This is a genomic window from Oscillatoria salina IIICB1 (assembly GCF_020144665.1).
Lineage (GTDB): Bacteria > Cyanobacteriota > Cyanobacteriia > Cyanobacteriales > SIO1D9 > IIICB1.
The window spans coordinates 31,397-44,362 of record NZ_JAAHBQ010000163.1; the positions used below are offsets into that span (position 1 = coordinate 31,397).

At 41.2% G+C, this 12,966-nt stretch carries 8 protein-coding genes; 4 read left to right on the plus strand and 4 right to left on the minus strand.

Annotated elements, in window-relative coordinates; translation table 11 throughout:
* Nucleotides 1-121: 121 nt before the first annotated feature.
* Together purL and G3T18_RS24845 are read right to left on the minus strand one after the other, a co-directional pair.
* A complete protein-coding gene (gene purL / locus G3T18_RS24840; protein ID WP_224413276.1) occupies nt 122-2,446 on the minus strand; it encodes a phosphoribosylformylglycinamidine synthase subunit PurL in 2,325 nt (774 codons plus the stop codon).
* 73 nt (nt 2,447-2,519) lie between these two features.
* The gene (locus G3T18_RS24845; RefSeq protein ID WP_224413277.1) at nt 2,520-4,064 is read right to left on the minus strand and encodes a response regulator; all 1,545 of its coding nucleotides are present in this window, start codon (nt 4,062-4,064) and stop codon (nt 2,520-2,522) included.
* A gap of 494 nt (nt 4,065-4,558) precedes the next feature.
* On the opposite strand from G3T18_RS24845, the gene G3T18_RS24850 reads away from it, so the two are divergent.
* The 3 genes from G3T18_RS24850 to G3T18_RS24860 all read left to right on the plus strand — a co-directional run bounded on the left by G3T18_RS24850 (nt 4,559) and on the right by G3T18_RS24860 (nt 10,967).
* Entirely contained in the window at nt 4,559-4,942 is a 384-nt protein-coding gene (locus G3T18_RS24850; protein ID WP_224413278.1) for a response regulator, read from the plus strand.
* Between the two features lie 210 nt (nt 4,943-5,152).
* Nucleotides 5,153-9,595 carry a PAS domain S-box protein gene (locus tag G3T18_RS24855; protein ID WP_224413279.1) on the plus strand — a complete coding sequence of 1,481 codons (4,443 nt, stop codon included), beginning with the start codon at nt 5,153-5,155 and terminating at the stop codon, nt 9,593-9,595.
* Between the two features lie 10 nt (nt 9,596-9,605).
* Nucleotides 9,606-10,967: a response regulator gene (locus tag G3T18_RS24860; RefSeq protein ID WP_224413280.1), complete on the plus strand. Its 1,362-nt coding sequence runs from the start codon at nt 9,606-9,608 to the stop codon at nt 10,965-10,967.
* A gap of 88 nt (nt 10,968-11,055) precedes the next feature.
* Here the strand turns inward: G3T18_RS24860 and G3T18_RS24865 are convergent, their stop codons facing one another.
* A complete protein-coding gene (locus tag G3T18_RS24865) occupies nt 11,056-11,943 on the minus strand; it encodes a sulfotransferase family protein (RefSeq protein ID WP_224413281.1) in 888 nt (295 codons plus the stop codon).
* 204 nt (nt 11,944-12,147) lie between these two features.
* On the opposite strand from G3T18_RS24865, the gene G3T18_RS24870 reads away from it, so the two are divergent.
* Nucleotides 12,148-12,462: a hypothetical protein gene (locus G3T18_RS24870; protein ID WP_224413282.1), complete on the plus strand. Its 315-nt coding sequence runs from the start codon at nt 12,148-12,150 to the stop codon at nt 12,460-12,462.
* 10 nt (nt 12,463-12,472) lie between these two features.
* Here G3T18_RS24870 and G3T18_RS24875 read toward each other — a convergent pair whose 3' ends face one another.
* A complete protein-coding gene (locus tag G3T18_RS24875) occupies nt 12,473-12,949 on the minus strand; it encodes a hypothetical protein (RefSeq protein WP_224413283.1) in 477 nt (158 codons plus the stop codon).
* Between the last annotated feature and the right edge of the window lie 17 nt (nt 12,950-12,966).

The following is a 12,966-nucleotide window of genomic DNA, read 5'->3' on the forward strand; positions in this document are numbered from 1 at the left end:
AGTTATTACAATAGCAGTTCTTTGGTTGATTTTCGCAAAGCGAATTATTTGTGCGATCGCCAAATAGCTTGAACTCAGAAAATCTCCTCGTTTCACTCTTGACATTTTGCTTCAAATATGCTTATTCAGTTTTTAGGCGCTGGGCGATCGCCTGATGCCAAATCTTACTTACTTCATAGATCTTAACGTCAAGCAACCGTACTTTGTCAGCCGTGAAAACCCCCAAATTACCGTTTTGATTAGTAACAACCCCAATTTTTTGCCAAGCATTACTTAACTCTTTCTTAAGATAAGCTTCCCAAGTTGATTGATATTCACGATTAACCGAAACCAAGATGCGCGAAGCTGCTTCCCCAAAGAGAATTTCATCCCAACGAGAATCAGTTTGCACCGAATCAACATCTAAGTGAATTTCCGCACCAAACAAACCATTAAAACAACATTCTAGCAACGCGATCGCCAAGCCACCCTCAGCACAATCATGAGCCGAATGCAACCAACCTTGATTAATTCCCCAGCGACAACCAGCTTGTATTCGACGTTCTAAAGCGAAATCTACCACAGGCGGTTTACCTGCCACCACACCATGAATTGTCGCCAAATATTCCGAACCACCCAAACCAGCAGCCGAACTACCCAATAAATAAATTAAATCGCCCGAACGCTGAAAACTTTGTCCGCAAACCTTAGTCACATCCGGAACTAAACCCACCATCCCAATCGCCGGAGTCGGATAAATCGGTTGAGGTTTACCTTCCGCAGACAAAGTTTCATTATACAGCGAAACATTCCCCCCAGTAACAGGCGTTTCCAACTCCCGACAAGCATCAGCAATACCACGACAAGCCTCTGCAAGTTGCCAATAACCCACCGGATTTTCTGGACTACCAAAATTAAGATTATCAGTAACCGCCAAAGGTTCAGCACCCACACAACTTAAATTCCTAGCTGCTTCCGCCACGGCTGCCTTTGCTCCCTCATAAGGATGAAGATACACATAGCGAGAATTACAATCAATAGTAGCCGCCACACCTTTTTCCGTCATCTTTCCCGTCAAAGACGTTACCGGACGAACCCGAACCACAGCCGCATCAGCACCGCCTGGTAAAATAACCGTATTATTTTGTACTTGATGGTCATACTGACGATAAACCCAAGCTTTATCAGCTAAAGTTGGATTAGCAAATAACTCGAAAACAACCTTATTCCAACTTTTAAATTCACCCTCAACAGTAATTCCCTCAACAGTAGACTCAGGTAAAGAATCAGCCGACCATTGCCAAGCTTTCCTCACATATTCTGGCGGTTCTGCTAACAATTCTCGCTCATAAATCGGCGTATTATCTGCCAAAGCCGTCGCCGGAATTTCTGCTGCTACCTCTCCTTGAAACAATATTCGCACGATCGCCTCAGCAATCACCTCTCCTGCGACTACCGCTTGAAGTCCCCAACGGTGAAAAATCTCAATTAACTCTTGTTCCCTACCCTTTTTCGCCACAAACAACATTCGTTCTTGAGATTCCGAAAGCAAATATTCGTAGGGAACCATTCCCGTTTCCCGCACCGGAATTTTATCCAAATCTAACTCAATTCCCACACCACCTTTCGCAGCCATTTCCGAGGTAGAACAAGTAATTCCGGCTGCACCCATATCTTGCGCGGCAACCACTGCACCTGTGTGAAAAGCCTCCAAACAAGCTTCAATCAAGGATTTTTCCAAAAAAGGGTCGCCCACTTGTACCGCAGGGCGGTCTTTTTCTGATTCATCACTTAATTCTGCACTCGCGAAACTCGCACCACCCATACCATCTCTACCAGTTGTCGAACCCACATACAACACCGGATTACCAATTCCCGATGCGCCAGATTTGACAATTTCTGGGGTTGACATCAAACCTAACGCCATCGCATTAACCAGAGGATTGCCTGTATAAGCAGCATCGAAGTAAATTTCGCCGCCAACAGTAGGTACGCCGACACAATTCCCGTAATGGGCGATTCCTTCAACTACGCCAGCAAAAATTCTGCGGGTGCGAGGATTGTCTAAGGAACCAAAGCGTAAAGAATTGAGGATAGCAATGGGACGCGCCCCCATTGTAAAAATATCGCGGAGAATACCGCCAACCCCTGTAGCTGCACCTTGGAAAGGTTCCACGGCGGAAGGATGGTTGTGTGATTCAATTTTGAAAGCAAGTTGTAAACCGTCGCCTAAGTCTACTACCCCTGCATTTTCTCCCGGACCGACCAGAATTCGTTTACCTGTGGTGGGAAATTGTTTTAACAATGGTCGGGAATTTTTATAACAACAATGTTCCGACCACATTACGCCAAACATTCCCAATTCGGCTTTGTTAGGATGGCGGTCTAAACGCTTGACAATTTCGTTGTATTCTGCTTCGGTTAGTTTTTCCGCAGCAATTTCTTCAGGAGAAAAGGGACTAGACATGAGAGCGGTGAGAACTATAGCACAGAGTTTTATTGTACTGGTTTTCGGCGATCGCTGTTAATCCCAACTTTTTTTAGATAGCTTGTTGTTGAGTTTTCAAAGTATCTAGGGATTTGAGGATATTCCTGGGTGTGACTCCCCGCAAAAATCGGTTACGCTCGATCCGAGCAATAATTCTCGTCACTAATTCAGTACCGATAAAAGGTTTACTTACGAAGTCATCAGCACCAACATTAAATACTTTCTGCAAATTTTCTGTACTGTTGTAAGCCGTCAGAAATAATACCGGAACTTTCGCCCATTCAGAATGCTTGCGAATTAGTTTACAAAGTTCGATCCCGTCAAAGAAAGGCATTTTTACGTCTAAAATCACTAAATCAGGAGCGACTTTTTCGAGAACTTCCCAGAAAAAGCAAGGATTTTCTAAGGTAGTAGTTTCTAAACCTCTAGAGTCTAAAAGTTTCTTGATAATCCGTAAAATTTGGGGATCGTCATCGACAACGAGTACTTTGATTTTTTCGAGATTGGTTTTCCGGACAATTTCTTCTGAGTTAGCTTCGGGAAAATAAGGTAAAGAGGGTTGAGAAAAAGTTAATTCCTGCTCAATATTTTCTGTCCACCTTTGGCAAAATGCCGCTTCCTGTTCGTTAAAATAAGATGACTGCTCTAACAAATCTTCGATTTGACGTGCTAAATAACTAGCTTTGGTAAAGCCAAAAGTTCCCACGAAACCAGCAAGTTTATGAGCTTCGTTAATTGCTTGGGAATGTAAGTCAGGATCTATTTTACCTGAATCTAATAACTGTCGAGCGGCTTGTTTGAGAATAGCAACTTGTGCGAGCGTGTCTTGTTTCAGATTTTCCCAACTTATAGCTAAAGCTTGTTGCAAATTAGCTGGTAAACTTCCGTTGTTTTCGTTAATTTTTGATTGGGAGATAGCTAAGCGATCTTGGGGTTTGAGACGATAACCAAGTCCATAAACTGTTTCGATGATATTTCCAGCATCTACTTTGCGTAATTGCTGTCTTAGTCCTTTAATATGCGCTCTTACTGCTTGTTCTCCTGGGGATTCATTATAAGCCCAAAGTTGTTTGAGAATCAGTTCGCAATTGAGAATGCGATCGCTGTAGCGCAAAAATAATTCTAACAAACTATATTCTTTTGGTCTGAGAGATACTGGTTTTCCAGCATAAGTTACTTGACAGGTAGCCGAATTTAAAGATAATTTTCCCCATGATAAAACCCCAGATTGAGAAGAACTGCGCTGATGCAACCAAAAACGAATTCGAGTTAGTAATTCCGACCAATCAAAAGGTTTAGTAATATAATCATTGGCTCCTGTCTCTAAAAGGTGAGCTCGATCTATATTATCATCCCTATCTGTCAACAATAAGATCGGTGTAGTTATTTGGTGTTTGCGCAATTTCCGACACAGGGTTATTCCGTCGATTTTTGGTAAGACTACGTCGAGTATAATCAAGTCATAATTATAGGATTGTCCTAATTCCCAACCTGTTTGACCGTCACCAGCTAAGTCAACTACGTGATTTTGTCCTCTCAAAGCAGTTGCTAGTGCTTTAGTCATTGCTCGATCTGGGTCGATGATTAAGATTCTCATCGCTCTTGTCCTCTACTAATTAATCTGCATTTGTCTTTAATTGCCTTTGTAGTAGTATTACTATTGATTGCTCGATCTCGCGGCTAACCGACTGCAATCAACTGTTTCCGGCTAGAGACTTTGGGTTTTCACAATTGTAAAAAAAACTCGGAGATTTCTCTGTACGAAATCGGACAATAGATAGATAGATAGTGTGGTTTTTCATCTTTGTAAACTTGAGTTGACTGCAAAAGTGTCTAAAATTAGATCTGAAGAGAGTTGTGGAAAAACTACTAAGCTGATGACGAAGTTGCTCGATTTTACCCTATAGGTTAAAATTAGCAAATAATATCCAAAAATTAAAACTTTCCAATTGGCAAATCTAATGTTTTTTCATCCTGTTTTTCTAGAAGTAACTTAGCTCTTAGAGCTAAATGAGAATAGTTAGGGAAAAAGAGATCGAGTTAAGCAATACTTAACTGACGATCCGCAATTATCAACTAGCGTTAACTTTGATGAAGAAGCGAATTTTAATTATTGACGACGAAGCCGCTATCCTGCGAATTATGCAAGTAACTCTCAGTATGACTGCTGATTGGGAAATTTTAACCGCCCAGTCTGGTTGGGAGGGTATAGAAAAAGCTCTTTCAGAACAACCAGATGCTATTTTGCTCGATCTAATGATGCCCGAGCTAAATGGGATAATCACTTTGGAAAAGTTGCGCGCCCAGGATACCACTTGCCAAATTCCCGTAATTATTATGAGTGCCAAAAGTAACCTGAGTCAAGAAAAATCTCTCTGTGAGTTAGAGATAGCAGGAGTTATTACTAAACCTTTTGACCCACTTTCCCTCGCAGATCAAATAAGTGATGCTCTCAAATGGAGTGAATTGTCGTAAATTCCTGGATTAGCTTTTGTATTGAAAGTTAGGGACAGTGAGTAAGATAAGGAGTTAGTTGGTTAGGGTCGGCGGCGCGATCGCTTTTACAGTATCACAATTTGACTTGTTTGGCAATAAGTGTATTTACTTAATATTTCTTGTCAGCTCGAGTTAAAAATTAGCTAAGTAGCTGCAAATAAATGTTAATATTTATCTTTAAACTAGAAGATGGAATTCATCAAAAATTTTTGGACACAAGGAAATTTCATTCCCCACGGACATTGTTATTTGTGGAAGCCGGGATTAGTAGGACTGCACGTAGGTTCGGATTTGCTAACGGCACTATCTTATTATCTAATAGGTGGGATGCTAATTTCCCTGCACAGAAAGCGAGAAGATTTGCCTTTTGATTGGCTTTTCTGGTATTTTGCTGCTTTTATTATTTGTTGCGGGACAACTCATTTACTAGAAGTTTGGACGCTGTGGTATCCTACTTATTGGTTTTCGGGATTTGTGAAAGCGATTACGGGTGTAGTTTCTTTTCTCACAGCTATCTTAGTAATCCGAGTTTTTCCTCAAGCATTAACAATTACTACTCCCAGACAACTGTTAGCATTAAACCAGAAATTAGAAGCCGCGATCGCGGAACGGAAGTTAGCAGAAACAGCACTGCGTAAGTCCCAACAAATGCTTTACGTGGTGATGGATACAATTCCCGAAGCAATTTTCTGGAAAAATCAAGAATTAGTTTATCTCGGTTGCAATCAGAACTTTTCTCAATTGGTAGGTTTGAATAACCCGAAAGAAATTGTTGGGAAAAAAGACGAAGATTTACCTTGGGAAGCAAACGAAGCCGAATTTTTTAGCGAAGGCGAAACGGAAGCTTTAGCAACAGGTAATCCCCAAAATCGAGTGAGTGAAAACATCAGCAAAAGTAACTCAGAACCAAGGTGGTTTGAACTGAACAAAATCCCCCTTCACAACGAAGAAGGAGCAGTTTTTGGGGTTTTGGGTACAATCGAAGATATTAGCGATCGCGTCTCCTCCCAACAAGCTCAAACACGACTCACCGCAATTTTAGAAGCAACCACCGACTTAGTTAGTATCGCCGATAACTCTGGTAAGATTATTTATCTCAATCAAGCAGGTCGTCAACTGCTCGGAATCGATCGAGACGAACAACTTACCAACTTGCAAATAGCCGATCTTGTACCCTTAGAAGAGGTTGACAAAATACGCAATCAATGCACTAGCGGCAAAGAAAATGAATCAGGAATTTGGGTAGGAGAAAATACCCTAAAAAATCCAGAGGGAAGAGAAATCCCCCTTTCCCAAGTAGCGATCGCCCATAAATCAGAAAATACTCAAAAAGTAAAATTCATTTCCACAATTGCCCGCGATATTAGCGCCGCCAAACTTGCCGAAGCAGCACTTTTGCAAGCAAAAGCCGAATTAGAAAATCGCGTGGAAGAACGTACCGCCCAACTTCAACAAACAATTAAACAACTAGAAATAGAAGTAAAAGAACGCACCGCCGCCGAAACAGCTTTACAAGAAAGCCAAGCCCAGCTACAAGCAATTTTAGATAACGCACCTTCAGTAATTTACTTAAAAACCCTGGAAGGAAAATTATTATTAGTTAACCGTAAATTTGAAACCCTATTCAAGATAGCAGCAGCAGCAGTAATCGGCAAAAACGACTACGACCTATTTCCCAGGGAAATAGCCGATAAATTTCGCGAAAATGACCGAAAAATTCTCGAAAACAAAGTAGCAATGAAATGGGAAGAAATCGTCCCTCACGATGATGGAATTCACACTTATCTGTCAGTGAAATTTCCGCTATTAAACAGCGAAGGAATGGTTTATGCAATTGGGGGCATTTCCACCGACATCACCGAACGCAAACAAGGAGAAGAAGCACTCCAGGAAAGCGAACATCGCTACCGGACATTAATCGAAGCCACAACCCAAATTATTTGGCATACCCCAGCCAATGGAGAATTTATCAGCGAACAACCACGTTGGAGTAGCTTCACCGGACAAAGCTTTGAGGAATACCAAGGTTGGGGCTGGTTAAACGCAGTTCATCAAGGCGATCGCGAAAAAACGCAACAAGCTTGGTCAAACGCCCTCAACAACCATACTACTTACGAAATCGAACATCGCTTACACCGTCATGATGGCGAATATCGCTACATGAGCGTTCGGGGAGTTCCCGTTTTAGCCGAAGATAATAGCGTCCGCGAGTGGATTGGCATCCACACCGATATTACCGAACGCAAGCAATACGCAGCCGCCCTCGAACGAGAAAGACAACAATTACGACAAATTGTGACCCACGCCCCCGTCGCAATGGCAATATTCGATACCGAAATGCGTTATGTTGCCTATAGCGACAGATGGTTAGAAGAAAACGATTTAGTGGGAACATCTCCTGTCGGTCAAAATTACTACGAAATTAGCAAAAAAATAGGCAAACAATGCCGCCAACTGCATCAAAGAGCCCTCAAAGGAGAAATTCTCTCTGCTTCCGAAGAGTTATTAGAATTTGCCGACGGAACAGAAGTTTATCTGCGTTGGGCAATTCATCCGTGGTATGCTCCGAACGGCGAAGTTGGCGGCATCGTGATTGTCACTACTCGCATTGACGAACTGGTAAATGCAAGAGAAGCTGCATTGGAAAACGCCCGCCTCAAATCTCAATTCCTTGCTAATATGAGTCACGAAATTCGCACGCCGATGAACGGAGTCCTAGGTATGGCGGGACTGTTGCAAAGAACTGAACTCACACCAAAACAGCAAGATTTCGTCCAAGGAATTTCTACCAGTGCCGAACATTTGCTGGCAATTATTAACGATATCCTCGACTTTTCCAAGTTAGAAGCCGGGGAAATGGAGTTAGAAACCTTAGATTTTAATCTCGATGGTTGCTTAGAGGCAATTATCGACCTCTTAGCCACCCAAGCAGAAGAAAAAGGACTCGAATTAGCAATTTTAGTCGATCGCGAAGTACCGAGACACCTGAAAGGAGATCCCGGTCGCCTGCGTCAAGTATTACTCAACTTGGTGGGAAATGCGATTAAATTTACTTCTGAAGGTGAAGTAGTGGTCCGAGTTCACTGTCAAGAAAACTCTCATTTGGTAGTTTGCTTTGAAGTTAGCGACACGGGAATTGGCATTCCTCAAGCAGCCCAATCTAAGTTATTTCAGTCGTTTTCCCAAATTGACGCTTCGACTACTCGCAAGTATGGCGGTACGGGATTAGGACTTGCCATCTGTAAGCAGTTAGTTGACTTAATGGGAGGAAAAATTGGCGTAAAAAGCAGGGTGGGAGAAGGTTCGACTTTTTGGTTCACTGTGCAATTTAGCGAACCGGAGACAACTGCTGGATCTGATTTACCACCCAGCTTGACAGAATTGAAACTCTTAATTGCCGATGCTTCGGCGACGGTACGTCAATCAGTGCGCTATTTGGCTGCGGCTTGGGGGATGAAGTTAGACGAAGTAGCCGATGCTGATGCAGCTTTAAGTGCTTTGCAAGAAGGTGTTGCTAGTGGTAAGCCTTATGATGCGGTTATCTTTGACCAACAGTTATTCACGAGGAATGGAGATAGTTTAGCAGAAGTGATTAACAGCGATCGCGCTTTGGTAGAAACAAAGTTGGTATTGATGACTTCGATGCAGCAACCGGAGGATACCTCGGAATTATCGGATTTAGGTATTTCTAGCACGATCGGCAAACCCGTGCGAGCATCTCGCTTGTTTGACGCATTATTGACAGCGATGGAAAACGATTTTGCCGAAATTTTGCAAGCAAGGCGAAAACGCAGCCAACAAAATTCAGCTTTTGTTCCTCGCTGCGATCTCAATATTTTATTGGCAGAAGACCATCCGATCAATCAAGAGGTGATTTTGAATCAATTAGATTTGTTGGGTTATGAAGCAGATTTAGCTGTTAATGGCGAACAAGCTTTGCAAATGCTGGCAGAGAAAGCATACGATCTAGTCTTGATGGATTGTCAGATGCCTTTGCTAGACGGTTATGCAGCTACTAGACAACTGCGACAGTGGGAAAGTGAGGGTAAATTCGGTAAACAAAGTCATCAGGTTGTAGTTATTGCTTTAACTGCCCATGCTTTGCCCGAAGATCGAGAAAAATGTCTGGCTGCGGGGATGGATGATTATCTGAGTAAGCCAGTTAATCAAGATGATTTAGGAACTAAGTTGCAGCAATGGGCGACGCAGTTAGAAAAATTGCCCAGACAAAGAGAGTTGCGTCAAAAAAGAACACAACCACAGCCGAGGAAATCTTCAATTGGGGAAAGTTCGGATGTAGTTTTAGATTTTGAGCGCTTGAGGGCGATTTCTCGCGGCAAAATTGCTTTTCAGCGACGGCTATTGACAATTTTCCTGGAAAAAAGCCGATCGGATTTGGGGGAAATTAGAGAGGCGATCGCGGTTCGAGATTTTACGAAAATTCAAGGATACGGTCATCGCTTGAAAGGATCGAGTGGTAATGTCGGAGCGCGTAAGTTAAGCGATTTGGCTAACCGGTTGGAAAATATCGGTCGAGATCGCATAATTGCAGGTAGCAGCGAAGTTTTGGAGGCTATTGAGGAACACTTAGAACAAATCGCTATTTTGCTGCAAAATCAATTCCCAGAATAATTTATAACTTATGGCAAAAATTCTTGTTGTTGATGATGATTTTACTACTCAACTTATTCTTGAAGAGGCTTTGCAAAGCGAAGGTTATCAAGTTAGAGTTGCTCAAAATGGTAAAGATGCTTGGCAGATCGTCCAGCAATGGCATCCAGATTCGATCGTTTGCGACTGGATGATGCCCCAAATGGACGGTTTAAGTTTTTGTAAGTTGATTAAAGCCGATCCAGATTTGACGACCACGTTTTTTATTTTACTAACGGCACGAGAACAAGTTAGCGATCGCGTTCAAGGGCTTGATGGTGGTGCTGATGATTTTCTCTCTAAACCAATTGAAATTGAAGAATTGTTAGCCAGAGTGCGATCGGGACTGCGATTGCAAAGTTTGACTCGACAATTGTCTCAAGCCAATTTACGCTTAAATCAGGCATTTTCTGAGTTACAGCAAACTCAAGCCAAACTGGTTCAAAGTGAAAAAATGTTCAGTTTGAGCAAAATGGTTGAAGGAATTGCCCACGAAATTAATAATCCAATTACTTTTATTTACAGCAATCTTCAATACCTAGAAGATTATCATCGTGATTTATTCGAGTTATTAAGTTTATATCAGCAAGAAGTTACTAATCCTAGTTCTTTCTTACAAGAGAAGTTAGCCACGGTTGAACTAGATTTTTTAGTTAGTGATTTACCTAAATTACTAATGTCTATGAAAACTGGTGCCGAACGCATTCGTCAGATTATTCTTTCTGTACGCAATTTTTCTCGACTTAGTGAAGAAGGACTAAAAAAGGTCGATATTCACGAAGGACTTGACAATACTTTATTGATCTTGCAGTCGCGATTGTCAACGGCAAATTCTCGTTTTATTCGTGTTGTGAAAGAATACGGCGATTTACCTCTAATTGAATGTTATCCGAAGGAGATGAATCAAGTATTTTGGCAGATTATTACTAATGCAATTGATGCTCTGGAAGAAAAACAAAAAGCTATCGAAGCTAATTATCTTTGGTGTCAAGGAAAGGTGAAAAGTAAGAGTTGCTGCCCTTCTTCAGAAGTAAGTAAAGAAGAGGTTTTTGATTGGACACCGAAGATTACAATTAGTACCAAATTACTCGATCGCGAGCGAATTTTAATTCAAATTATTAATAATGGTCTGCTTTTACCAATAGAGATTCAAGATAAAATTTTTGAGCCATTTTTTACTACTAAATCTATTGGTAAAGGTAAGGGTTTAGGTTTATTTATTAGTTACCAAATCGTTGTCGAACAACATCAAGGTAGCTTAAAGACAATTGCTACTCAGGAAGGGGGAACTGAATTTCAAATTGAACTACCAGTTTCCTTAGTTGCTAATAAAAATAGCTTCAAATTCGATTAATCTGAGTTAGCTGAAACTGACATTTTTGCTTAAGCGAGCGAAATTGCTCTGAAGGTGAAATGTCAGTTTTAGATTGTAGTAGTTTGGTTTATTTATAACCTAATTCAGTCAAAAGATTACCACTGTATTGCTGAAAAACTTTTAAACTTGAATCGTTGAAATAGTTTTTCCAGTCGCCGATAATTCCTTTACGAAAAAAAGAGGTTTTCTTTTCTTCACCTTTTTCTCTACCTCCCGACCATTTTTTAAAGTCTGCTGTTTCTTGACAAGTAGCGATTAATTCTGGGGTTTGACTAACTTTGAGGAAATCGAGTAAATTAGCGATCGCTGTTTCTCCATTTTCGTGTAAGTCTTCGTAGCGAATTTCGAGATAGCGATTCGGCTCCATTTTACCAAAATTACGCGCTGCTTGCACGTTTTCTGCCCAAGTTTTGGCAAAATTGGCGGTGTATTGTAAGAATTTAGGTGAATTGGTTTGTAAAGCTTCTTTATCTCCAGCCCGATAAGCATGATGACAAACAGAGACAACTACGTCTCTTCCGTCGCGGATAACGTGGATAAATTTGGCTTTAGGGAGAAGATTGCCGAGATATTCTAAGTAAAAAGTATAACGCGGGGTTTTATCGCCGATACACTTGACATTTTCCTCGATTTGGCGCTGATTTATTACTAAACACATCAGGGAAAGGACGGTAAAATCAAAATGTTCTGGACTTAAACCGTTGTAGTAAGGTTTGTTTTCGTAAACGCGATCGCTGACTAAACGCTGATGTTCATTGTAACCTTTAAATACGTTCGCTAAAGGTTCCGCAAGTTTATCGGGGAAATGTCCTTCTCCCGAACAAACAATTTCTGGATGCGCGTCTAATAACCTTTGTACCCAAGTTGTCCCAGATTTGGGAGCGCCTGCAATAAAGAATAACTGATGAGATAATATCTTGGCAACTTGTTGGTGAAGTTCTAACAGACGTTCCATAGTTATTCTGGAAAAGCTAACTGGGTAGTCAGTTTTGACGTAATTTAGATTGGCTCATTATAGCATTTTTTTTCACTTTAAACAAACTTACAAGTGAAAAATTTTTTAGCTAAATTCCCACTCAAAGTCAGGTCAATTATTTTCATTTTCTCAAAGCTCAGTGTACAATTTGACGGATAATCAAATTTATTTGGAGTTACCACAATGACCGAAATTCCCGAAAATACTCTGCTCAAAATTCAACATCATTTTCATCAGCTTATCCGTCAACGATCCGGAATTGAGCTTGATGAAAAATCATTAAAACTTCCAGGATTAAATGAGTTATTACAGTCTCAGGATACTAAAGCCTGGTTTCCTATTCCAGATATGTATGGAGGCTTCATTTATCGCTTACAAACTGAAGGAGAAGAGGTAAAACTGATTACTGAAAGTTGGTCGAGAGTTGTCACTGGTTCGGGACAGCGTCACGAAATTACTGCTCAAGGAATCTACTTAGTAGAACAAGGATTTGTGTAATTAAATCGCTCTACATTTGTGTTAACTTCTTGAGCAATTCAGCAGCTAAATCGAGTAAACTAACTTCATCTTGGAGATTTTTCGCAATTTCTTCGTTAGGTTGCAGTTCTATCGTGCTATCAGCTAAAACAGTTTTTACTGCAAATAAGCGCTCGTTATTTTCCAAAGGGAGACTGAGGCTTTTTTCCAATTCTGCGGCAATTTCTCCTAGCGATCGCTCTCCTAAACGCTCTCGGACTTGCACCGCTACCGGATCGTCTCCTTGTAAAAAGGCTGTCACCGAACAGGTAAGATTGCTATGGTGAGATAAATTCTTTTCTTCCTCGCACCAACAATCAAGCCAATCGCTATCTAGATTGTCTACATAAAGATGAACAAAATCAATCCCTAGTTCCAGCCAATCTTGTTGCATTTGACGGACAGATTCTACTGCTTCCAGGACTTTTTCGAGCCGAACTTGAGTTGTCTTTGCTTTTTCGATAACCATAGATGCTGATTTTGAGA